Origin of the sequence: Solidesulfovibrio aerotolerans (genome assembly GCF_009856865.1) — a bacterium.
GTDB classification, from domain to species: domain Bacteria; phylum Desulfobacterota; class Desulfovibrionia; order Desulfovibrionales; family Desulfovibrionaceae; genus Solidesulfovibrio; species Solidesulfovibrio aerotolerans.
Genome location: NZ_WVUD01000011.1, coordinates 43,925 through 66,574, shown reverse-complemented (window position 1 = coordinate 66,574; position 22,650 = coordinate 43,925). Strand labels below are relative to the sequence as shown.

At 63.5% G+C, this 22,650-nt stretch carries 18 protein-coding genes; 3 read left to right on the top strand and 15 right to left on the bottom strand.

Features of this window, described 5'->3' with window-relative positions:
- Positions 1–78: 78 nt before the first annotated feature.
- The 13 genes from GTA51_RS08460 to GTA51_RS08400 all read right to left on the bottom strand — a co-directional run bounded on the left by GTA51_RS08460 (position 79) and on the right by GTA51_RS08400 (position 17,196).
- A complete protein-coding gene (locus GTA51_RS08460; protein ID WP_160960263.1) occupies positions 79–885 on the bottom strand; it encodes a glutaminyl-peptide cyclotransferase in 807 nt (268 codons plus the stop codon).
- On the bottom strand, positions 869–2,245 hold the full coding sequence (locus GTA51_RS08455) for a sigma-54 interaction domain-containing protein (RefSeq protein WP_160960262.1): 1,377 nt from the start codon (positions 2,243–2,245) through the stop codon (positions 869–871). The genes GTA51_RS08460 and GTA51_RS08455 overlap by 17 nt, the downstream gene beginning before the upstream one ends.
- A gap of 226 nt (positions 2,246–2,471) precedes the next feature.
- Positions 2,472–2,741 (bottom strand): 30S ribosomal protein S20, encoded by a 270-nt coding sequence (rpsT, locus tag GTA51_RS08450; protein WP_160960260.1) that lies wholly within the window; start codon positions 2,739–2,741, stop codon positions 2,472–2,474.
- 82 nt (positions 2,742–2,823) lie between these two features.
- On the bottom strand, positions 2,824–4,917 hold the full coding sequence (gene glyS / locus GTA51_RS08445; RefSeq protein ID WP_160960259.1) for a glycine--tRNA ligase subunit beta: 2,094 nt from the start codon (positions 4,915–4,917) through the stop codon (positions 2,824–2,826).
- Between the two features lie 12 nt (positions 4,918–4,929).
- Positions 4,930–5,802 (bottom strand): glycine--tRNA ligase subunit alpha, encoded by an 873-nt coding sequence (locus GTA51_RS08440; protein WP_160960257.1) that lies wholly within the window; start codon positions 5,800–5,802, stop codon positions 4,930–4,932.
- A gap of 85 nt (positions 5,803–5,887) precedes the next feature.
- Positions 5,888–6,637, bottom strand: coding sequence for a DNA repair protein RecO (recO, locus tag GTA51_RS08435; RefSeq protein ID WP_160960255.1), 750 nt, complete (start codon positions 6,635–6,637; stop codon positions 5,888–5,890).
- 86 nt (positions 6,638–6,723) lie between these two features.
- Entirely contained in the window at positions 6,724–8,205 is a 1,482-nt protein-coding gene (locus GTA51_RS08430) for a RodZ domain-containing protein (protein ID WP_160960254.1), read from the bottom strand.
- A 73-nt stretch (positions 8,206–8,278) separates the two neighbouring features.
- Positions 8,279–9,274 (bottom strand): peptidylprolyl isomerase, encoded by a 996-nt coding sequence (locus tag GTA51_RS08425; protein ID WP_160960252.1) that lies wholly within the window; start codon positions 9,272–9,274, stop codon positions 8,279–8,281.
- 189 nt (positions 9,275–9,463) lie between these two features.
- Positions 9,464–11,212 (bottom strand): peptidyl-prolyl cis-trans isomerase, encoded by a 1,749-nt coding sequence (locus GTA51_RS08420; RefSeq protein WP_343039501.1) that lies wholly within the window; start codon positions 11,210–11,212, stop codon positions 9,464–9,466.
- Positions 11,209–14,658 (bottom strand): transcription-repair coupling factor, encoded by a 3,450-nt coding sequence (gene mfd, locus GTA51_RS08415; RefSeq protein ID WP_160960251.1) that lies wholly within the window; start codon positions 14,656–14,658, stop codon positions 11,209–11,211. The genes GTA51_RS08420 and mfd overlap by 4 nt, the downstream gene beginning before the upstream one ends.
- A gap of 176 nt (positions 14,659–14,834) precedes the next feature.
- Positions 14,835–15,311 (bottom strand): chemotaxis protein CheW, encoded by a 477-nt coding sequence (locus GTA51_RS08410; protein WP_024826793.1) that lies wholly within the window; start codon positions 15,309–15,311, stop codon positions 14,835–14,837.
- Between the two features lie 120 nt (positions 15,312–15,431).
- Complete coding sequence (locus GTA51_RS08405; RefSeq protein ID WP_160960249.1) at positions 15,432–15,914, bottom strand: MamS/MamX family magnetosome protein; 483 nt, start codon at positions 15,912–15,914, stop codon at positions 15,432–15,434.
- Positions 15,915–15,996: 82 nt separating this feature from the next.
- Positions 15,997–17,196: an aminopeptidase gene (locus tag GTA51_RS08400; RefSeq protein ID WP_160960248.1), complete on the bottom strand. Its 1,200-nt coding sequence runs from the start codon at positions 17,194–17,196 to the stop codon at positions 15,997–15,999.
- Positions 17,197–17,370: 174 nt separating this feature from the next.
- Here GTA51_RS08400 and infA point away from each other — a divergent pair, with 174 nt between their 5' ends.
- Positions 17,371–17,589, top strand: a complete 219-nt coding sequence (gene infA / locus GTA51_RS08395; RefSeq protein ID WP_160960246.1) for a translation initiation factor IF-1 — start codon at positions 17,371–17,373, stop codon at positions 17,587–17,589.
- Positions 17,590–17,663: 74 nt separating this feature from the next.
- Here the strand turns inward: infA and GTA51_RS08390 are convergent, their stop codons facing one another.
- Positions 17,664–19,271 (bottom strand): MBL fold metallo-hydrolase RNA specificity domain-containing protein, encoded by a 1,608-nt coding sequence (locus GTA51_RS08390; RefSeq protein ID WP_160960244.1) that lies wholly within the window; start codon positions 19,269–19,271, stop codon positions 17,664–17,666.
- A gap of 161 nt (positions 19,272–19,432) precedes the next feature.
- Between GTA51_RS08390 and GTA51_RS08385 the strand changes: the two genes are divergently transcribed.
- Together GTA51_RS08385 and GTA51_RS08380 are read left to right on the top strand one after the other, a co-directional pair.
- Entirely contained in the window at positions 19,433–20,089 is a 657-nt protein-coding gene (locus GTA51_RS08385; RefSeq protein WP_160960243.1) for an LOG family protein, read from the top strand.
- A gap of 9 nt (positions 20,090–20,098) precedes the next feature.
- A complete protein-coding gene (locus GTA51_RS08380; RefSeq protein WP_160960241.1) occupies positions 20,099–20,566 on the top strand; it encodes a YaiI/YqxD family protein in 468 nt (155 codons plus the stop codon).
- 185 nt (positions 20,567–20,751) lie between these two features.
- Here GTA51_RS08380 and GTA51_RS08375 read toward each other — a convergent pair whose 3' ends face one another.
- Positions 20,752–22,098 carry a TrpB-like pyridoxal phosphate-dependent enzyme gene (locus GTA51_RS08375; protein ID WP_160960240.1) on the bottom strand — a complete coding sequence of 449 codons (1,347 nt, stop codon included), beginning with the start codon at positions 22,096–22,098 and terminating at the stop codon, positions 20,752–20,754.
- Positions 22,099–22,650 lie beyond the last annotated feature (552 nt).

Genomic DNA, 22,650 nt, shown 5'->3' with positions numbered 1-22,650 from the left:
GGCCGGCGCAGACGCCATCGGTTTGCTAGGATACTCTGTATTCACAACACACAGCAGCGCTTGCTGCTGCTGGCGACATCAGGGCCGCACACCGCCTGTGGGCAGCCCTGGCGTCGTAATTTCAAAAATCTCGGACCAGTGTTTGCCCGTCACCCAGACCCGGCCCGTGGCCGGATCAGAGGCAATGCCATTTAAAACCATCTCCAGTTTGGCCGCAACGCCGCCGGGCCGCAGCCCCGAACAATCCACCCAGGCCACCACCCGCCCGCTGGCCGGATCAATGACCGCAATGCGCGTTTCGCCCCAGACATTGGCCCAGATGCGACCGGCCACCAGTTCCAGTTCGTTGAGTCTGGTCACGGGTGTACCGGCATCGGTTACAGCGATGGAGCCAACGGCGGTCATGGCGGTGGGATCGTAAAAAGTCAGCGTGTCGGAACCGTCGCTGACCACGAGCTTGCCATCCAGGGCGCACACACCCCAGCCTTCCGTGGGCAGGGGCAACTCCCCGACCGGCGAAAGATCGGCCGGATTGGCGGTGAGCACCCGCCCCTCGCGCCAGGTCAGTTGGTAAAACAGGCCGTTTAAAAGAACCAGTCCTTCGCCAAAGACCGACGCCGGCAGACTGCGTCGGGCGACAATCTTGCCGGTGGCCGCATCAATGCGGCGCAGGCTGGATTGGCCGTACAGGCCCGTGCTCTCATACAACGCGCCGTCATGATAGAGCAGCCCCTGGGTGAAGGCCGCCGGATCATGGGGCAAGCGGGCCTTGATGACTGCTGGCAACACCGGGGCGGCGGCCAAGGCCCGGGAGCCAAGGGGAAGGACAAGCAGCAGTGCCACGGCCAGGGCTGTGGCCAGGGGATGGCTAATAGTTGAGAACATGTTTGGAATCCACTCCATAGCGCCGCATACGGTTCAGCACTGTGCCGCGGCTGACGCCCAGCAACCGGGCTGCTTCGCTCTGATTGCCGCCGGTCTGGCGCAAGGCCTCGACCAGTTCGGTCCGCCCGGCCTCGCGCGGGGTCAGCGGCCGGCAGACGTCCTGCAGGACGGCCGCAGCGGCGCGTCCGAGCAAGGCCGGTGGCAGATGCCGCGGCTCCACCGGGCCAGCGTCGGTGACGACAAAGGCGTATTCCAGGGCGCTTTTGAGTTCGCGCACATTGCCGGGCCAGGGATGGGCCAACAGGATGCGCATGGCCTGCGGATCGATGGACGGCACGGCCCGGCCGGCCTGTCCGGCCAGACGCCGCAGGAAATATTCGGCCAGGGGGGGCAGGTCTTCCAGACGGGCACGCAGGGGCGGCAATTCAATGGGGATGACGTTTATGCGGAAAAAAAGGTCTTCCCGAAACCGCCCCTGGGCCGCAAGGGTGGCCAAGTCGCGATTGGTGGCCGCAATGACGCGCACATCCGCGCGCATCGAACGCGTTTCGCCCACCCGCTCAAAGCTCTTGGTTTCCAGAACGCGCAACAGCTTGACCTGGATCGAGGCCGGCGCGTCGCCGATTTCGTCTAAAAAGATATCCCCGCCGTCAGCCGCCTCGAACCGGCCCTGTCGATGGCGGTGGGCTCCGGTAAAGGCCCCCTTGGCGTGGCCGAACAGTTCGCTTTCCAGCAGGGCCTCGGAAAAGGCGGCGCAGTTAAACGGGACAAACGGCCCCAGCCGACGCCGGCCCAGCTCATGCACGGCCCGGGCAGCCAGTTCCTTGCCCGTGCCCGATTCGCCGACCAAAAGCACCGGGGCTTCGCTGGCCGCAGCCCGCTCCAGCAGATCAAACACCCGGCGCATGGCGACCGAGGCTCCAATCATGCCGTGAAACCCCTCCTCGGCCGACAGCAGCCGGGAAAGGGCTTCCACTTTGCGGTCAAGGCCTGCCACTTCGGACAGATCCGTCAGCGTCTCCACCGCAAAAAGCGGCCGCCCCTCGGCATCGCGCAGCAGGGACTGGTTTTTGAGCACCGGCAGATAGGCTCCGGTTTTGCGCCGGATCATACAGTGCTTGGCCTGGGTGGTCTTTTCCGCGAAAAGCCGGCACCAGGCCTCGCCGCCCAGCCCACGTTCCCGCTCGCATACATCGCAGTCCAGCACCCGGCAGGAGCGGCCCACCAATTCCTCACGGCTATAGCCCGTCAGACGCGTCAAGGCCTCGTTGACCATGGCAATACGCCCATCGGCCCCGACGAGGAGCAGCCCCTCGCTCATGGTGTTAACGATTTCCTTGAGGTGTTTTTCAAATTCCATGGCGTCCCCGCCAGCCCGCGCACCCTGGGGCCAGCCGCCCCGGACCGGACGACAGACCGTGGACGTATAAATTTTGTATTATACCAACAAGTTATCACACTATGTCAAAACTGGCAAGACCAAGGCCAAAGCGAAGCCAAGCCTGGACCGGCCGCCGAGCCGAAAAGGCCAAAAGCCCGCTGCAGGCTACCGCAGCGGGCTTTGGAAAAACCAAGAAACCGAAAAGCTAGGCCGTCTTGGTCTTGTTGACGGCCGTGGTCAGGCGCGAGATGTTCCGCGCCGCAGCCTTCCAGTGAATGATCTTTTTGGTGGCGGCCTTGTCCAGAACCTTGGTGGCAGTGAGCAGGGCCGTTTCGGCAGCGGCGACATCCCCGCCGACCAGGGCGGCGCGCACGGCCTTGATGACGTTACGCACGCGGGTCTTGACCGCCCGGTTGCGAGCCCGGGCCAAAAGGCTTTGACGGTGCCGCTTGATGGCAGATTTATGATTGGCCAAGGATCGTTCCTCCGTGAAATGTTCGCTGAAGCAGGGTTAGCTAAAACAAAGCCCCAACCCTGTCAAGCAGTTTATTGAATTCCTAGACCTGCAAAGCAGCGAAATCCGCCACCCGGCCCAGACGGTCCACCAGCGACTTGAGCAAATTGAGGCGATTAAGCCGCATATCCATGTCGTCGCACATCACCATGATGTTATCAAAAAAGGCGTCCACCGACGGCCGCAATTCATAGAGCAGTTCAAGCACCGCCCCATAGTCGCCGCCTGCAAACAAGGCATCGAAACGCGGGAAAACCGCCGTGCACACCGCTGCCAGTTCTTTTTCCGCCGGCTCGGCCAGAAGCTCGGCCTTGATCGTGCCGGTCAGCGGCACGCCGGCCCCGACTCCCTGCTTGCGGATGATGTTGGCGGCACGCTTAAACGTCAACACCGCCTGGCCAAAATCCGGCTTGGCGGCAAACGTCGCCAAAGCGGCCAGCCGGGAGGTCAGTGCGGCGATGTCGGTGTACGACGCGCCCAGGGCCGCTTCCACCACCAGGGTGTCATAGCCCTGGCCGGTGAAATAGGCTTTGAGGCGCTGGCCGAAAAAGTCCAGCAGCTTGGCCAGCCCATGGGTGCGGTCCACCTTGAACTTCACCTCGCCGTACCCGTCGATGGCCCCTTGCAGCAGTTCCATGAGATCAAGGCGCAAACCGTGCTCAATGATGATGCGGCAGATGCCAAGAGCCGCCCGGCGCAGGGCATAGGGGTCGGCCGCACCGGTGGGGGCCATGTCCAGGCCGAAGCAGCCGGCCAGGGTGTCGGCCTTGTCGGCGATGGACAGGATGGCACCGGCCAGACTGGCCGGGACCGGGCTGTCCGGGCCAGCCGGTAGATACTGCTCGGCAATGGCCCGGGAAACGGTTTTTGACTGGCCTTTGCGGCGCACGTAGATGCCGCCCATCCGTCCCTGCAGCTCGGCGAATTCGCCCACCATGTCGCTGACGAGATCCACCTTGGCCAGACCGCCGGCCTGGGAGGCTTCGAGCATGATCTCGGGCTTGCCGGCCTGCTCGGCAATAAGGCCGCACAGCCGTTCCAACCGCCGGGACTTGTCGCGCATGGAGCCAAGGCCGGCCAGAAAGACCACGCTTTCAAGCTTTTTCTGCCAGGTCTCAAGGTCGGTGGCCAGATCGGCTTCCCAGAAAAACCGCGCGTCTTCCAGGCGGGCTGTCAGCACCCGCTGCCAGCCCCGGCGCACCAGTTCGACGTCGCCCGGCATCAGGCCCAGGGTGGTTAAAAACACCGGCAGGAGGCCCCCTTTGCCGTCTTCCACGGCAAAGCTCTTCTGATGGCTCTCCATGCTGGTGATGAGCACTTCCCGGGGGACTTCCAGGAACTTGGGATCAATCTGCCCCATGAGCACCACCGGATGCTCGGTCAGGCCCGTGACTTCGGCCAAAAGCGCCGGATTGATCACAGCCGTGCCGCCGGCTTCCTTGGCCAGGGCTTCGGCCTGGGACCGCACAATGCTCTCGCGTTCCCGGGCATCGAGCACGACCTTGCCCGCCTCACGGATGATGGTGAAATAATCCGCCGCCGTCGGCACCTCAAAGGGGCCGGGGCCCATGATGCGCTGGCCCCGGGTGTGGCGGCCGGAAACGATGCCGTCAAGCTCGAAGGAAACCACGGCGTCATCATAGAGGGCCACAAACCAGTGCACCGGCCGGCCGAAAGCGAACTCCCGGCTGCCCCAGCGCATGCGTTTGGGGAATGACAGTTTCTTGACCGTCTCCAGACAGATGCCGGGCAGCAGCTCGGTGGTGGCCTGCCCGCCGGTATTTTTGCGCAGGGCCAGATACCGGCCCTTGCCCGTCTCCATGACATAGACGTCGGCCACGGTTAAGCCCTGCCCCTTGGCAAAGCCGATGGCGGCCGGGGTCGGGTTGCCGGCGGCGTCGTAGCCCACCCGCTCGGGCGGACCGCTGACCACTTCCTCTTCCTGGCGGGCGCTGGCCGCAATGTCGGGGATGCTGACCACCAGCCGGCGCGGCGTGGCAAAGGCGGCGACCGGACCGCAGGTCACCTTGGCCTGGGCCAGGGCTTCGGCAAAAAGGGTCTTGACCTCTTCGGTCAGCCCCGCGAGGAACCGGGCCGGCATTTCCTCAAATCCGATCTCAAACAAAAAATGGGACATGGCATGCGTCCTTTAGCTTTTATTCAGAAGAGGATAGCCGAGTTCCGTACGCTGGGCGGCATAGAGCCGGGCCAGAGAAGAAGCCAGATTACGCACCCGGCCGATGTAGCCGGTGCGTTCGGTGATGGAGATGGCCCCCCGGGCTTCGAGCATGTTAAAGGCGTGGGAACACTTGAGGCAATAGTCATAGGCCGGCCAGGGCAGGCTCAGTTCGCACAACCGCTTGCATTCCTTTTCGCAGGCATTGAAATGGGCCAGCAACATGGCTGCGTCGGATTCCTCGAAATTGTAGCGCGAATGTTCGTACTCGCCGCGCTTAAACACCTGGCCGTAGGTCACATCCTCGTTCCAGTCCAGATCGTAGACGGAATCCTTCTGCTGCAGATACATGGTAATGCGTTCCAGGCCGTAGGTGATCTCCACGGAGACCGGCGACAGGTCGATGCCGCCCACCTGCTGGAAATAGGTGAACTGGGTGGCCTCCATGCCGTCGACCCAGACTTCCCAGCCCAGGCCCCAGGCCCCAAGGGTGGGGGATTCCCAGTCGTCCTCGACAAAGCGCACGTCGTGATCCGAGGCGGAAAGTCCTATTGCGGCGAGACTTTGCAGATACAGATCCTGGATGTTGTCCGGCGAAGGTTTGAGGATCACCTGAAACTGGTAATAGTGCTGCAGGCGATTGGGGTTTTCGCCGTAGCGGCCGTCGGTGGGACGGCGGGAAGGCTGGACATAGGCGGCCTTCCACGGCTCGGGACCGATGACCCGAAAAAAGGTGGCCGGATTAAACGTGCCGGCACCGACCTCGCTGTCATAGGGCTGGACCACGAGGCAACCGGATTTGGCCCAGAAGTTTTGCAGCGTCAAAATGACATCCTGAAAATACATGCTCGCTCCGATTTCAAGGTTTCGCCGCCAGCCGGGCCGGACGCGGCGAGGTGTTGGAGGTACGGCCGTGTGTGGTGCGACGGCGTCAGGCCCGCACAAACCCGCCCTGCTCCCAGGCCAGGCCCATATGATAGCGTACCAGCAGATCGACCGCCCGGGAAAACTCCCTGGCCGCCGTCGGCTGGGGCCGGCAGAGCGCCCAGCAGTCCGGGCTCTGGGCGACGGCAGTCTCCAGCAGCGACAGCGCCCCGCTGGACAGCGGCAGGCGCACGCCGCCGCTTGCGGCACTGCGGCAGGCCGGGCACAAAATTTTGCCTTCCTCGACATGGCACACGGCCCCGTTATCCCCAAGGGCCCTGCCGCAGGCGGCGCAGTGGCCGCACACGGGCAACATGCCGTGCACAAACGTCATCCTGGCCCGAAACAGCAGCGGCACCAGCGACGACGGAGCCTCGGCCGCATCCAGGGCGGCCAAAAGCTCGCGCAAAAGCGCGTAGGCCTCGGCCGCGCTGTGGGCCGGGATAGGCACAGCCTCAAAAAATTTCAAGCAATTGACCGCCATGCCCAGACGCTGGGGATGGGTGCGCAATTGCCGCGGCGAATCCAGAAGCCGGCCTTCGGTCAGGCAGTGATAGGACCGGTAGCCGGACCGGCGCACCTTGAACTGGACATGGTTAAGGGGGTCAAGACAGCCCAGGAACCGGCGGCGGCTTTTCATGCCGCCAAAGGCAAAGGCAGTATAGACGCCGCGCACCGGCGAAAGCAGCCGTACCCAGGCATCGATCTCCCGAAATCGCCGTACGGCAAGTACCAGTGCCTGTTCGCAAAATTCCATGCCGTTTGCCGCCCCCTCACACCATTGGCTCGTCCGACGTTTCCAGGCGCGCCGGGTAAAGACACCTCGCGCACCCGCCGGTCGCCTCAGGGGAAACGCATGGTTTTGACGCCGCCCTTTTCGGTATTCACGGGCGTCTCCTTGCCGTCGTAGCGAAAGACCACACTGCTCGGATTGCCGAGTTTGATCTCGATTTTCTCGCCAAAGGGGATGCTGATGCGCTGGCCCTTTTTGACGTAGATTTCCTTGGACGGGGCCTTATCCGGGCTGACAATGACCCAACTGCCGTCCTGGCCGTAAATTTCCACTTCCTTGCCGCCCGGCGTTCCCTCGGCGACAGCCGGAGCCGCCGCAACCGCCGGTGCCGCTGCGCTCGCGCCCGGCGCACTTGGCGCGACCGACGCGCCCGGCGCACCCGGTGTGACAGGCACACTTGGCTGCGGGCTGCCCGCAGCCGGTGCGGTCCCGGCAGCCGGCTTGGCCGGCTCACCTTCGGTCTTTTTGGCCACGAACTTGAGCGTCTTGACGGCACCTTTGCCGGCCTGAAGCGGATACAGCTTGTTGTCGAAATGAATCTCCACCGCGCCGGCGTTGCCCAGGCGCACCAGGAGATAGTCGGTGAACCGGCCGGTGAAGGTATCACCTTTTTCCAACATGGATTCGTGCATGGAACCGCCGTCGGCCCCGGCCTGCAGCCAGCAGCGCTCATTGGCCGCAATGACGACGGTATGAGGGCCGGTCTCGCCGACAGTAAAGCTCTTGGCCGACGGAGCCGTCGGAGCCGGGACGTTGTCCGGGGCAGACGGCACAGCCGGGACCGCAGCGGCCGGGCCACTGACGGCAATGTCCTGGGTAGCCCGGTCTTCGGGGGTAAGGCCGGGGCGCGGGGTGGCGTCGGCACCGGACTTGGCCGGCTCGGCAACAGGGGCCGGGGCGACGGGAACGACCGGGACGACGGCTACTGGCGCAGGGGCCGGGACAACCGGCGCGGGAGCCGAAACGACCGGCGCAGGGGCAGGCACGACCGGCGCAGGAGCCGAAACGACCGGGGTCGGCGCAACAGGCGCGGTGGCGGGGGCTGATTTCCCGGCAACCGGGCCAGCCAGATCCCCGGCTGGCGGGGTTGCCGATGCCGGAGTCTGGTCGTCGGGGCCTGAAAAAACATGGGCCACGACAAACCAACCCAGCCCAAGCAGGAGCAGCAGGCCGCCCCCGACCAGAGCGATCAGTTTGAAGGGCGGACGCGGCGCGGACGTTGGCACGGAGCAGCCGCAATCGTCGTCCGGGATGTCGGAAACCAACGAGATCTCGCGAAAATGCGTCTCTTCGGTCTGATAGACAGTGGACAGCCCGGCATTAAATTCAGCCTGGTCAACGCCAAGCAGTTTGGCGTAATTTTTAATGAATCCCTTCGCATACACCGGATGGGGCAACGTTTTTTCGTTGCCTTCCTCGATGGCGGCAAGACAGGATCGCGATACCTTGATCCTGTCCGACACCGTATCGAGGGACAAACCCTGTCGCTCCCGTTCCTCGCGCAGTATCGTCCCTATCTCACGCAAATCCATATAAAAAACTCCTCTGTGCCCGCCACGCCGGGAGCGGGAGGTCCCCCGGACAGCCGGATCGATCACAAGCGCGCTACAGCTTGACCTCGATCACAGCCTTGGACCGCAGATTCTCGATGTATTCCTGAAAGATCTTGTCGAACTTCTGCTTGTACAGCAATTCCTGAATCTGCTCCCGGGCACCCTCGTAGGAACCGCCGGCAGGCGCGGCGGCAACAGGTGCCGGGGCAGGCTGCGCCGGGGCGGCCTTGTCCGAGCGCTGCATGAGCAGCACGGCCTTGCCGTCAAGCATCACCGGTTCGCTGACCTGTCCGGCCGGAGCCGCTTTCAGGGCATCGCGCAAAGGGGCGGCCAGATCCTTGGCCTGCACGTCGCCCAGATCGCCGCCCTGGTCGCGGCCGGGACCGATGGAAAACTTTTTGGCGGCATCGGCGAAGCTCATGCCCCCGGAATTGATTTTGGCCCGCAGTTCATCGGCCTGCTTTTTGGAAGGGACCATGATAAAGCCGATAGTTCCCGTCACTTTCGGGCCAAGGAGAGACTTGGCCGTCGGGAGATTGCCCCTGTTTTTTTCGTAATAGTCACGGATTTCGTCTTCAGTGACCAACACCTTGCGGTGAACCATGAAGCCAAGAAGACGCTTACGCATGCTGTCGTCACGCATGCGTTGGCGGAACTGCTTAAGCGTCAACCCTTCCTTGGCCAACTCGGCCACGAGCTGTTGCTGGGAAAGCGAGTTCTTCTTTTTAAGTTCATCAATCTGCGTATCAATTTCAGTTTCCGATACGTTAATCTTCATCCTTGCCGCTTCGTCTTCGATGAGCATCTCAGTGATCATGCTGTCGAGCATCTGACGCCGCAACTCATCCACCCGGGGATCGCCAGGCTTTAGCGCGACACCTTGCGTGCGCTGGACGACATCGACGACCTTGGTGTTGACGTCAAACAAGGTGATGAGCTTGCCATTGACAACCGCCACCACCCGATCCACCAGTTCGGCGGCACCAGCCGGGGCAGCCAATGCGGCCAGCAATCCGAGTATACAGAAAATTTTTGGCAGTCGCGGCAAAGTATCCTCCATGGTGAGGCGGCGTCGGCCGCGTGCAAGAGACACACCGCGCCCGTCCGGCACTGCCCCGGTTACGTCAGCAAAGCTGCGGCGTCCTCACTCCCAGGCCGGCGCAACCACGCTTTTGGGGCCTATAAACGTTTTTGCCACCCCAGGCAATCGTGCCCACCGATGCCTGGCTGCCCGTGCTCAGGGAAATTCAAGCACCCGGCTTTCTTTCCTCCCGACTTCCACGGTGGCCTCGCGGCCGCCGGCGCGGTAGGTCACTTCGCTTGGGCTGCCAAGCCGCACGACCAGCCGTCGGCTATAAGCGATGCGCTGGGGTTTTCCCGGTTTGAGATAGACCCGTTCCTCCTGGCCCTCATCCACGATGTAGAGAATCCAGCTGGCCTTGACCGCAACAAACTCCACTTCGCCGCCGGCCGGGGCCTGGAGCGCCTGGGGCGGTGCCGGCAGGGAGGCCGGCGCATCACCGGCGGCGGCAACCACCGCTGCATCATGCGACGGCGAGGCAGCCGGTGGCACGGGAGCACCAAGGCCGGACGGCGCGGTGGCGGGCGCTGTCGCCCCAGGGGTGGCGGCATGGGACGGTTCGGCCAAAACCGGTGGCACGGCCGGAGTAGCAATGGCAACAGGGGCCAAATCGGCCGAAACCGGCGGCGCGGCCGGGGTCAGGTCCGGGGGCGGCGCGGCTTCGGCCCCCTGCTCCGGCTGTCCGGGGGCGGCAGCAGGCTCGGCGGCAGGTATCGTCTCCCCGGCCACGACAGGCAGGCCCGCTCCGCCAGCTCCGGTCGGCCCAGGCGACAGGGGGACGGCGGCCGGGCTCACCGTCTGCCCCGACGCCACCGGCACTGCGGCAGCGGCTTCCCGCTTGTCGGCCAGGGTCTTTTGGGCCTGTGCAGCCACATAGGCCCGCGCCGCATCCTCGGCCCGGGCAGTCTCGATTTCCGTCTGCTCCGGCTGCCTGCCGGCCTGGGCCGATGGGGACGCCGGCCCTGTCTCCGGCGACTTCCCCTCGGCCAGAAGCTGGCGGTTGATGCTGATATGCGCTGCGGCCAGCGCCTCGGCCAGCCAGGCCGCAAACGCCTTGGTCAGCTTTTCCTCGGCCAGCAGGGCTTCGACCCGGGCGTAGGCCTTGGCCGGATCAAGGACGGCAGACGGCAGGCGCTCGAGAAGGACCAGCCCGATCTGCTCCCGGCCCGAGGGCAAGGGCGGGGTGGCCTCGCCGGGCTTAAGGCCCTTAAGGGCGTCGCGCCAGGCGGCGGGGAGGCCGGCTTCGGGCAGCACGGCCTGGGCGATGCCCGCCCCCGCCTCCTCCCCCTGGCCCAATTTGCGGGCCTTGGCGAGAAGCGCCTTGACCGCATCCGCGTCGCGCCCCGAAACAACCAGAACCCGGACCGAGGCCGGTCTGGTGAAGGTATTGATATGTTCTTTGTAATAGGTGGCCGCTTCGGAAACCCCCACCCGGAGCGTGGGGCGCAGCACCTCCCGCGTAAATTTTTCCTGGGCCAGCCGATCAGCCAGCATGGCCCGCCAGCGGGCCAGATCGAGGTGTTCCTCAAGGAGCAGGCGCTCGAAGGCGTCGCCCGGATAATCGGCCCGCACAGCCTCCTCGGCCTCGACCAGTTCCCGGGACGTCGGGGACAGTTTGCGCCGGGCCAGCTCCTGGGCCACCAGCCGGGACACAATCAGATCGGCCAGGGTTGCGCCGTATTCGGTCCGCAGTTCCTCAACCGCCGGATTCTCAAACGCGGGCATGCCCAGACGGCCGACCTCATGCCGGGCCTCCAGGGCAGCCAGACGGATCGGTGCGCCGTTGACCACGGCCACCACCCCCGACTCCTCGGGGTTCTCCCCCAGACAGCCGGCCAGCAGACAGGCCGCGAGCAGGCAACAGCCCGCCCCACCCCGCAGCAACCGGCCAAGCACAGCCCTCACGGAGTCCCTGCCTCGCCAAGCCCGGCCAGTTCCCTGGCCCAAATCGATAGCGCCTCGGGCAAGGGCAGGGTCTGATCCACCGGCAGGACGATCTTTCCCGGCGGCAGCAGGCGCGCGCCCTGATGCGTGCCCACAAAATCCACCAGCCGCTGGGGTTCGACCGCCGCCCCTTCGCCCTCAAAGGAAACAGTGAGCTTGGTCGGGGCAATCTCGGCCCTGGCCACGCCCAACCGGGCCAGCACCTGCTTTAAACCCAAAACGGCCCGGAAATTGTCCACCTCCGGCGGCGGCGGCCCGAACCGGTCGCGCATCTCGGCCGCCAGTTCGGCCAGCCCTTCCTCGGAACGGGCCGTGGACAGGGCCTTGTACAGGCGCAGCCGGTCCGAAGCCTCGGGCACGTAGCGCTCCGGGATGCGGGCAGGCAGGGCCAGGGTCAGTTCCGGTTCGGTGTGCTCCTTGATGGGTTCGCCCTTCAGGCGCCGCACTTCTTCGGAGAGCATCTCCAGGAACATGTCCAGGCCAATGCGGGCGATATGGCCGGACTGGGCCTCGCCCAGGATGTTACCGGCCCCGCGCAGGCGCAGATCTTCCATGGCCACCTGGAAGCCGGCCCCGAGATAGTCCATATCGAGAATGACGCGCAGGCGCTTTCGGGCCAGTTCCGGCACCTTTTCGATGCTTGGCACCACGAAATAGGCAAAGGCCTGCCGGGGCGAACGGCCCACCCGGCCGCGCAACTGGTAGAGTTGGCCCAGGCCAAACATGTGGGCGTTATCGACGATAAGCGTATTGGCGCGAGGAAAATCCAGGCCGGATTCGATAATGGAGGTGCACACCAGGATGTCGGTTTCGCCGTGCCAGAAGCCGTGCATGGCCTCTTCCAGGGCGGTTTCCGACATCTGGCCGTGGGCCATGGCCACCTTGGCCCCCGGGGCCAGGGTCTTGACGTAAGCGGTCACATCCTCCAGCCCCTGCACGCGGTTGTGCACCCAAAAGACCTGTCCCTGGCGCTCCAGTTCGCGCTTTATGACTTCGCGCAAAAAGCCTTCGTCGCGCTCGACCAGAGCCGTTTCCACGGTTTTGCGATCCACGGGCGGGGTTTCGATGACCGACAGCCCGCGCACGCCGGACAGCGACAGTTGCAGGGTGCGCGGAATGGGCGTGGCTGTCAGCGTCAGGGCGTCGATGTTCTTTTTAAAGGCCTTGAGGCGTTCCTTGTGCTTGACGCCAAAGCGCTGTTCCTCGTCGAGAATCAGCAGACCGATGTTGGGGATGGTCACGTCAGAGGACAGGATGCGGTGGGTGCCGATCAGGATGTCCACCTGGCCCCGGGCCACGGATTCCAGCACCACTTTGCGGCGTTTGGGCGAAACAAAGCGCGACAGCATCTCCACACGCACCGGAAAGCCTTCCAGCCGGGCGGCAAAATTCTGGTAGTGCTGCTCGGCCAAGACCGTGGTCGGACAGAGCATGGCCACCTGCTTGCCGTCAAGGACAGCCCGAAAAGCGGCGCGCAAAGCCACCTCGGTCTTGCCAAAGCCCACATCGCCGCACACGAGGCGATCCATGGGTTCAGGCCGCTCCATGTCGGCCAGCACCTCGTTAATCGCCCGCTCCTGGTCCGGGGTCTCCTCGAAACCGAAAGTGGCCTCAAATTCCAGGTACAGCTCGTTGGTGGGGCCGTAGGCATAGCCCTTGGCCACCTGCCGGTAGGCGTACATCTCGACCAGATCGGCGGCGATGCGCTCGATGGCCTTTTTGGCCCGCTCGCGAATCGACTTCCAGCGCGCTCCGCCCAGACGGTCCAGCGGCGGCGAGATGCCTTCCGGGCCTTTGTAGCGCTGGAGCAGGCCGAGCCGGTCGGCTGGCAGATAGAGCTTGTCCTCGTCGGCAAAGACCAGCAGCAGATAATCCCCGCCGGTGGCGTCCACGGTCATGCGTGTCAGGCCCTCGAAGGTGGCCACGCCGTAGTCGCGGTGTACGATCAGATCGCCTGGGCGGATGTCGTCAAAAGAGGCCAGCCCCTTGAAATCCTTGTCACGGCCCCGCTCGCCTCCAGCCTTGGCCGATTCGGGATGCAGGATATCCTCGGCCAGGATGCGGGTGTCGCGCCAGGACAGTTCCATGCCGTGGCGCAGCGTCGAGATGAGCGCGAAAAGTCCTGTCTCTCCAGGGGCATAGCTGGTGCGAAAGGCCAGCCCCTCAGGCTCGATCATCTGGAGAAATTTCTTACGCGAGCGCTCGCCATGAAAGGACAGGATGGTCTGGCCCTGGCGGTTCCAGTCTTTGAGCGACGCCACCAGCGTGGTCCAGGGCCGTTTGTCCGACCCCGGCTTCCAGAAGATGTCGCCAAAGTGCTCCACGACCTTTTCCGGCAGATCCGGCCCATGCCGCCCCCGGCCCATGACCAGATCTTCAAAGAGGATGCGCCGGCCGGCCACCAGGGATTTGCGCGCCATGTTCTCGGGCCACAGCACCCGGGACGTGGGCCAGGGATGACCGCGTTCCTTGGTTTCGGCCTCGAAAAACCGCCGCCAGGCGTGTTCGGCCTCTTCCAGGCGTTCCTTGACCTTGGTGGGATCGCTCACGAGGTAGGCGGCGTCTTCGGGAAACCAGGCGGAAAGCTCCACCGGTTTTTCATAGAAAAGTCCGGGCCAGATGCCGCCGTCGCGGGTTTCCAGGCAGGTTTCCAGATGCTGCTTGGCGGTCCGGTGCAGTTCGCCCGTGCCGGCGATGGTGGTCCACAGGGCGCGGGCCTCATCCATGAAGGTGTCGGAGAGGACCGCCGGGGCGGCCGGCAGCAAGGCGGCTTCGTTTAATTCCGCCAGGGAGCGCTGGCTGCCGGCGTCGAAGCGGCGTATCGCCTCCACCGTATCGCCAAAAAATTCCAGGCGCAGCGGGCTGTCGTAGCCCGGCGGAAAGATGTCTAAAATGTCGCCGCGCAGGGCGAATTCGCCAGGGTTGGTGACCATGGGCGAACGCTTGTAGCCCCACAGGACGGCCTGTTCGGCAATGAGATCCCGGGGCAGTTCCTCGCCCAGGGCCACGTTTAGGATGTTGCCTTCCAAGGCGCGCTGGGGCGGCCACTTGGGGAGCAGGTTATCCGCCGTGACGAGCAGCACCCGAGGCCCGCGCCCCATGGCGGCAAAGGCCAAAAAGGCCATGCGTCTGGCCCAGAACGCGCCGCTGGGGCGACCGGGCGCATAGGATGGCAAGGTGGCATAGGGCGCGCCCCACAGGGTTCCCGGCGAGGGCGGGGCCAGCAGTTCGAGCAGGGCGGCAATCCGGGTCAGTTCCGTCATACCCGGGACAACAACCACGGCGGACTGCCCCCGGGCCAGGGCCGCAACGGCCAGAAAGGCCAAGGTGGCCGGACCGCTTTTATAGACCGAGGCGGAATCAGCGCCGGCTAAAAGATCGGCAAGGGGAGAGGGGGTGCGGGACAAGACAGGCCTCATGGGGAAATACGGGATGGCCGCCGCCACAGGTCGTGACGGCGGCCGTGAAATCAAACGAATGTTGCCTCGGCCCCACAAGCGGCCGCATCAAGCCAGGATACGGCAAGGCCTGGAGCACTCCAGACCTCGCCCCGGCGCAGGTCCGAGCGCGTGGCGGCTTGGATCTAGAACGACCCGAGCATGTCGCGCTCTTCGCCGGAAAGCAGTTTGTTCAGATCCAAAAGGATAAGCAACCGATCCTCAAGCTTGCCCACGCCGCTGATATACTCCGATTCCAGACCGGAAACCACCGGTGGTGGCGGCTCGACCGTGCTGGCGGGTATGCGCAGCACCTCGGAGACGGAATCGACCACAAACCCCACGATCATATTGTTGATCTCAATGACAATGATGCGGGTATGCTTGTCGTGGTCCCGGGTGGACAGGCCAAAGCGACGCCTGAGATCGATGATGGGAATGACCTTGCCCCGCAGATTGATGACGCCCTCGACAAAGTCAGGGGCGCGCGGAACCTTGGTGATATCCATCATGCGGATGATCTCCTGCACGCTGAGGATATCGACACCAAACTCTTCCTCGCCAATACTAAACGTGACGAGCTGCAGCAGTTCGGCATCCTGTTTCTTGAGGGTTTCCTCCATGCGACAAGCTCCCATTTATGGTGTGGCCGCCCCTGCGGCGGCAGAATACGTCTCTTAGACCACTAGTAACGAAAGCAGGCCCAACAATGCAAGGCCGATCCGTGGCGACGGCGAAAAAAACTAGTCTCCGGCCGATTCCCGCTGGCGTTCCTCGGGTGTCATGCTCCAAAAAGGGAAGCCGTCCTTGGTGCGTCGGACCTTGAGTTGCTGGTTCTCGCCCTTTTTCACCTTGACGGCAAGCAGCACATCCTGGCCGTCAAACTCGGCCCAGACCCCGGCCGCCTTGATCTGGTCGCCTTCTTTCAGGCCAATGGAGGCCAGATCAACGAAATCTTTTGGTCCCAGGTGGACGATTTCCAGGGTTTTGTCTTTTTTGTCCTCGACCTGCAAGGCAACACCCGTGGCCATGCCGGGCGATGGCGTCATGTCATAAATCTTCACCACCCGGCCTTTGATGGCGTCGGCTTCCTTGGGATCGAACATCCTGTCGTATTCCCCGCCCTTTTCCCAGCCCTTGATGTCCGGGTTGGCCTTGGAACCGGCCTGGGCCAGACCAAAAACCAAAAGAACCGCCGCCACGCTCAGCACTGCCAATCTGCGCATACCCCACTCCTTGCATATCCCCGGTCGCGCCGGTCCCCAGGACCGCGCGCCACTGCCGCGATACGGTGCCTTCCCGTCGGCGTCAATACGCGAACTGGCCATCCTCATAAATGGTGACGTCGCGGCCGTCGGCGAGATGCGCCCGGACCCGCTTGGGCTCGGTATTGACCAGATCCCAGTGCAGGGCCGAATCGTTAAAGCCCAGGTCAGCTTTGGCGGCAGCGTCAAGGCTGGCCGGGTCGCCGTCGTAGGTGTCGGAATAGGAGCTTCCCACGGCCACATGGCAGTTTCCGTTCGCTCCGCCGAAATTCTCGTCATAGAGCGTGTTGGCCATGAATTTGTCGATGCGGGAGAACCGGCGGTCCGTCAGGGAAAACTCGCCCAGCCGGGAAGCCCCGGGGTCCATGGCCAATTGTTTGCGCACAAACTGCTCGCCCTGTTCGGCGGCAATCTCCGTGACCTGGCCGTTGGCAAAGGTCAGGCGTACGCCGCCGACCAGGTTGCCGCTGCGATACGACAGCTGATCGGCGTAATACCGCCCGGTGGTGCCGCGCCAGTCCGGGGAAGTGAAAATCTCGAAACTCGGGATATTGTGGCCGGACAGGCCCAGCCAGCGGCGCTTGGCCCCGGGCGTGACCTTCAAATCCACGTTGGCGGATTCGACGTGCAGGTATTCGGCCTTTATGCTGCCAAGCCAGGCTTTTATTTCCCGGGCGTCTTCGTACAGCTTGCTCCAGCGGGCGACCGGGTCGGCGTCTTTCAAGAAACAAGCTGCAATGACCTGGGCGGCGTATTCTTTTTTCGTCATGCCGGCTTTGGCGGCCAGTTCGGCGGTGGGATACAGACACAGCGTCCAGCCGAATTCGCCCCGCTCCTCCCGGCCGACTAAGATGTCGCGCAGGGGTTTTCGCGCCAGGGCGGCCGTGGCAATGCGTTTGGGATCGACGCCGCTTAAATGCGTCAAGCTGTCCGGGGCCAGCAGATGCATGGCACCGTGCAGATTTTCGTTGAGTTCGACCTGGCCGGGGGCCTGGAAGACGAGCTGGGCCTCGTCGGCCACGCCGTAAAAGGCGGATTCCATGGCCGGGGTCAGGGCCAGCCGGGGCACGGGATTAAGCCCCCGGGCCAAAAGCTTGGCGTACACGGCCTCGGCGAGCTTTATGGCGGCCAGTTCGTATTGGACCAGGATGACATCGCCCGGCTTGTACGGTTCGGCGCGCGAAGTGGTCAGTCCCCAGACGAGAACATCGGCGTATTTTTCCAATTGGGGGCGCGTAAGCACGGCGTTATATCCTTTTTTCCCGGGGTATAATCTGAAAGGCGGGCAGGCGGCAAGGACTGGAGAAGCGCTCCCGCCCCCTTGCCAACCGTAAAAAAATCGACTATCTTACTACGTTCTCAACAACGCGACCGTAGCGGCCGCGCCCATACGGCGTGCCGCAGGAGGATACAGATTATGGCCAAAGAAGGCGCTATTGAGGTCGACGGCGTGGTGCAGGAAGCACTACCCAACGCCATGTTTCGCGTCGAGCTGGAAAACGGGCACGCCGTGCTGGCCCACATCTCCGGCAAAATGCGCAAGTTCTACATCCGCATCCTGCCCGGCGACCGGGTCAAGGTCGAGCTTTCCCCCTACGACCTCACCCGCGGCCGCATCACCTACCGCCTCAAGTAACGTCGCCGCCCTCCTGCCTCGGCGGGCGGCGCGGCGACGGGGACACCCCCCAAAGCCGCGCCCGCTCCACCGGCTCACATCTCCGAGAGCAGCTCCAGCAACTCCCGGTCCAGGGCCAAAAGCCGCTGGCGCATTTCCGCCTGTTCCTCCACTGGCCGATCGGCCAGGGTCTTGGTGCGTTCCCGCATTCGGGACAGGCGGCCCTCCATCTCGGTGAAAACCACGTCCCAGTCGATGCGCGGGTGGGCCTTTTCGGCGTCCACCGCCACCACCGGCTCGGCCCCGGGGGTCAGGGTATATTCTTCCAGATACTGGGGAATGCGCACCGTGACGCCGAAGCGCTGGCGGATAAGCCCGGCCAGGGTGTCCAGGGACTTTTGTTCGCCGTGGACCAGAAACACCTGCGGATGGTTGACCTTAAAATGCGACAACCAGGTGAGAATCTGGCTCTGGCCGGCGTGGGAGGAAAAGCCGCCGATGGTGAAGATGCGGGCATTGACCACCACTTCCTCGCCAAAAATCCGGATCATTTTCGCGCCGTCCACGATCTTTCGCCCGGGCGTGCCCATGGCCTGGAAGCCCACAAAGACGATGGTGGCCTCGGGACGCCAGAGGTTATGGCGCAGATGGTGCTTGATGCGTCCGGCGTTGCACATGCCGCTGGCCGCGATGACAATGGCCGGGCCGGCCATCTCGTTTATTTCGCGGGACTGGTCCGTACTGAGGGTAAAGCGCAACGTGGGCAGGGACAGCGGGTCTTCGCCCCGGTCGAAATAGGCCCGCGTCTCGGCGTCGAGATAGGCCGGATTGCGCTTAAAGATCTCTGTGGCCTTGATGGCCAGCGGGCTGTCCACAAAGACCGGCATATCGGACGGTATCCGGCCTTCCTTTTGCAACAGATGCAGGCAGAACAACAGCTCCTGGGTGCGCTCCACGGCAAAGGCCGGGATAATGACCTTGCCGCCGCGCTCGTAGCTGGCGCGGATGGCCTGGGCCAGTTCCTCGCGGCTGTCGGCCACGTTTTTATGGTCGCGGTCGCCGTAGGTGCCTTCCAAAAAGAGATAGTCGGTGTCCACGGGCTTGTCCGGGTCGTTGACCAGCAACTGGTCCGGGCGGCCGAGATCACCGGAAAAGAGCATGCGGGTGCGCTTGCCGTCGCCCTCCAGGGTCAGCTCGATAAAGGCCGAACCCAGGATATGCCCGGCGTCGTGGTAGACGGCGGTTATGCCCGGGGCCGGCGAAAAGGGCTGGCCGTAGGGGATGGGCGTGAGGAGTTTCGTTGTGGCTTCGGCGTCGGCCCGGGTGTAGAGGGCCTCCACCGGGCGGGCACCGTGGCGGCGGTTTTTGCGGCTGGCCCACTCGGCCTCCATTTCCTGGATGTGGGCGCTGTCTTCGAGCATGATGCCCAGCAGATCGCGGGTGGGCGGGGTGCAGTAGATCTTGCCGGAAAACCCGGTTTTGACCATGCGCGGCAACAGCCCCGAATGGTCGATATGGGCATGGGTCAGGATGAAAAAATCCATTTTGCGCGGCTGATAGACCGAAGTATCCAGGTTTCGGCGCTCGATGGTTTCGTTGCCCTGGTGCATGCCGCAGTCGATGGCGAACCGGGCGGCGGCGGTTTCGATGCAATGGCAGGAACCGGTGACGGTGCCGGCCGCGCCGAGAAACTTAACCTTCATGATGCCTCCGAAGTTTGGCCGGGGGGCCGGCCACGTCTTGATAAACCTCGCCCAAGCGGGCAAGACCGGCGAACACGCCAAAGCGGTAGCCGCATCCCACCATGTACCCCGTTCGGCTGCCGCTGAAAAGCCTCGACCGCTTAGCCCGCAAAGGAGCGCCCATGCCCGCCTCGCGCCAGTATCTCATAAACGACCTGTCCATGTCCGAATCCTGGCGGCTTTTTAAAATCATGGCCGAAATCGTGGACGGTTTCGAGCAGCTTGGGGACTTAAATCCCGCCGTGTCCATTTTCGGCTCGGCCCGCACCCAGCCCGACGATCCGATCTACCACGAAACCACCCGGCTGGCCGATATGCTGTGCCGGGCCGGCTATTCGGTCATCACCGGCGGCGGCCCGGGACTCATGGAAGCGGCCAACAAGGGGGCCAACGAGGCCGGCGGCCAGTCTGTCGGCCTGCACATTCATCTGCCGCTGGAGCAGCAGCCCAACAAGTATCTGACCATTCGCAGCGACTACCGCTATTTTTTCATCCGCAAGCTTATGTTTATCAAATACGCCATGGCGTATATCGCCATGCCCGGCGGTTTCGGCACCCTGGACGAACTGAGCGAAGCCATGGTGCTGATTCAGACCCGACGCATCAAGCCCTTTCCCATCATTTTTATGGGCAGGCAGTTCTGGAGCGGGCTTATCGACTGGTTTAAGGGCACACTGCTGGACAAGGGCTACGTCTCGGCGGATGATCTGGAGCTTTTTACCGTGCTCGACACCCCGGAAGAGGCTGTGGCGTATATCCGGCGGCACGTGATTATCTAGAGGAAGCACATGCACATTTACGTCGATGCCGACGCCCTGCCCGGCCCCATCAAGGAAATTCTGTTTCGCGCCGCCATGCGCCGCCGCATTCCCATGACACTGGTGGCCAACAAGTTTTTGCAGATCCCCGCTTCACCCTACCTCGCCTTTGTGCGGACAGGCCAAGGGTTCGACGTGGTGGATGCGGCCATTGTGGCCCGCGTGGTACCCGGCGATCTGGTCATTACGGCCGACATTCCGCTGGCCGCCCTGGTCATTGAAAAAGACGGCCATGCGCTCAATCCCCGGGGCGAACTGTACACCAAGGACAACATCCAGGGCCGGCTGACCATGCGCAATCTGCTCTACGAGTTGCGCGGGGCCGGCGTGACCACTGGCGGCCCGCCGCCGCTGCATAACCGCGATAAGGAAGCCTTTGCCAACCAGCTCGATATCTTTCTAACCCGCCACGCCGGCACCATGCCTCGCCAGCCTTGATACGGCAGCGGACCTCGCTCTTTTATCGCCGCAATCAGAGACGGCGTGTCGGCGTGCCGCTCCAGCCTTGATACGGCAGCGAAGCTTGGGGACAACACCGGGCACACCACGCAAAAGCCCGCCGGACAGGACCTCCGGCGGGCTTTTGCAACGCTGGGACGGCCACCAGACGGCCGTGGACTTTACTATTCCGCGACGTCCGGGCAGGCCTTGAGGGCCTCGGCAATATGCTCCTCGGGATAGGCGAAATCCGTCAATTTTCCCTGCAGGAAGGCGTCGTACGAGGCCAGATCGAGCAGGCCGTGGCCAGAATAGAGAAACACCACCGACTCGCCGGGTTTGGCCTTTTTCGCCGTTTCGATGGCACCCTTGATGGCGTGGGAGGTTTCCGGGGCCGGCAGGAAGCCCTCGGTGCGCAAAAACAACTGGGCCGCCTCGAAACACTCGGTCTGGTAGTAGGCCGTGGCCTCCACCAATCCCTCGTTGACCAGATTGCACAAAATGGGCGCGTCGCCATGGTAGCGCAGGCCGCCGGCATGGATGGGCGCGGGCATGAAGGCGTGCCCCAGGGTGTGCATCTTGAGCAGGGGTGTCAGCCGCGCCACGTCGCCGTAGTCGTAGCGGAACTGCCCCCGGGTCAGGGTCGGGCAGGCCTTGGGCTCCACGGCGACAAAACGGATGGCTTCGCCGGAAAGCTTTCGCGGCAAAAAGGGCGTGATCAAGCCGGCGAAGTTGCTGCCGCCGCCCACGCAGCCCACCAGATAGTCGGGCTTGTCCCCGACCATGGCCAACTGCTTTTCCACTTCCAGGCCAATGACGGTCTGGTGGTGCAGGACATGGTTGAGCACGCTGCCCAGGGCGTATTTGGTGTCCGCGTGGGTCGCGGCGTCTTCCACGGCTTCAGAGATGGCCAGCCCAAGCGACCCGGTGCAGTCGGGATCGCTTTCCAGCATGGCCCGGCCGGTCTGCGTGCGTATCGAGGGCGAAGCAAAGACCTCGCCGCCGTAGGCGTTGATGAGAATACGGCGATAGGGCTTTTGATCGTAGCTCACCTTGACCATGTAGACCGTGCATTCCATCCCCAGCATGGAACAGGCAAAGGAAAGGGCCGTGCCCCACTGGCCGGCTCCCGTCTCTGTTGCCAGTCGGCGAACACCTTCGGCCTTGTTGTAATAGGCTTGGGGGATGGCGGTATTGGGCTTGTGCGAGCCGGCCGGCGAAACGGACTCGTTTTTATAATAAATCTTGCATTTAACGCCAAGGGCCGCTTCCAGGCGTGTGGCCCGCACCAGGGGCGTGGGGCGATAGAGGCGATAGACGTCAAGCACCGGCTGGGGGATGGGCAACCAACGCTGGGGAGACATCTCCTGCTCAATAACGGCCTTGGGAAAGATGACTTCAAGCTGCTCGGGACTTACGGGCTGCTTGGTCTGGGGATCGAGCGGCGGTGCCAGAGGTGTTGGCAGGTCCGGCAGGGCGTTGTACCACTGAGTCGGCATGTCGCTCTCGGGAAGATGTATCTTAACGTCCATGGATCACTCCAGTTTTCGAATTATTCCACAGGCCCTGGGCAAGGGTTTTCTCCCAAACAGCACGGCCAACCATGCGGCCCGTTGTGCCAAACCACGGATTCGGTGTCGTGTCAACGTCGTTGGCCCACGTCGTTAGCCCACTTTCCAACCAGCGCAAAGCAAGGCCCTTTCACAGGAAATCACAAGTGTCATGGCCCGCCGTGGCCCGGCATGGCACGTCGCCCGGCATGGCCGCCGCTATGGCCGCCGCGACCCGCAAGGATCAACTATGTTGCGGCGTTGCGCCTGCGCGGCCAGGGCACAGGCCCGGGGCTGGTATGCCCCATACAAATGCTTGCCGTTGGTCGATTTCTGTTTTAACAATTACATAATTACCCATATAGGCTGTGCGCGTCCTGTCGGCCTTCGGCAGGCGCGTCCCTGCGGGCTGGAGCGCAACGAAGCGTGCGGCTTTGTTTTCCCGAAAGCTGTTGTTGCAAAAATGCCGCTTGTTGCCACGGCGACGTAACAGGAGAGACACCACAGGGCCTCTATAGACGCAGAGTGCAGTAC

Bases quoted from the DNA above. Each gene is read 5' to 3' on its own strand.
- GTA51_RS08460 (WP_160960263.1), bottom strand. From the start codon at position 885: ATGTTCTCAACTATTAGCCATCCCCTGGCCACAGCCCTGGCCGTGGCA.
- GTA51_RS08455 (WP_160960262.1), bottom strand. From the start codon at position 2,245: ATGGAATTTGAAAAACACCTCAAGGAAATCGTTAACACCATGAGCGAG.
- glyS (WP_160960259.1), bottom strand. From the start codon at position 4,917: ATGTCCCATTTTTTGTTTGAGATCGGATTTGAGGAAATGCCGGCCCGG.
- GTA51_RS08440 (WP_160960257.1), bottom strand. From the start codon at position 5,802: ATGTATTTTCAGGATGTCATTTTGACGCTGCAAAACTTCTGGGCCAAA.
- recO (WP_160960255.1), bottom strand. From the start codon at position 6,637: ATGGAATTTTGCGAACAGGCACTGGTACTTGCCGTACGGCGATTTCGG.
- GTA51_RS08430 (WP_160960254.1), bottom strand. From the start codon at position 8,205: ATGGATTTGCGTGAGATAGGGACGATACTGCGCGAGGAACGGGAGCGA.
- GTA51_RS08410 (WP_024826793.1), bottom strand. From the start codon at position 15,311: ATGGAGGAAACCCTCAAGAAACAGGATGCCGAACTGCTGCAGCTCGTC.
- GTA51_RS08405 (WP_160960249.1), bottom strand. From the start codon at position 15,914: ATGCGCAGATTGGCAGTGCTGAGCGTGGCGGCGGTTCTTTTGGTTTTT.
- infA (WP_160960246.1), top strand. From the start codon at position 17,371: ATGGCCAAAGAAGGCGCTATTGAGGTCGACGGCGTGGTGCAGGAAGCA.
- GTA51_RS08390 (WP_160960244.1), bottom strand. From the start codon at position 19,271: ATGAAGGTTAAGTTTCTCGGCGCGGCCGGCACCGTCACCGGTTCCTGC.
- GTA51_RS08385 (WP_160960243.1), top strand. From the start codon at position 19,433: ATGCCCGCCTCGCGCCAGTATCTCATAAACGACCTGTCCATGTCCGAA.
- GTA51_RS08380 (WP_160960241.1), top strand. From the start codon at position 20,099: ATGCACATTTACGTCGATGCCGACGCCCTGCCCGGCCCCATCAAGGAA.
- GTA51_RS08375 (WP_160960240.1), bottom strand. From the start codon at position 22,098: ATGGACGTTAAGATACATCTTCCCGAGAGCGACATGCCGACTCAGTGG.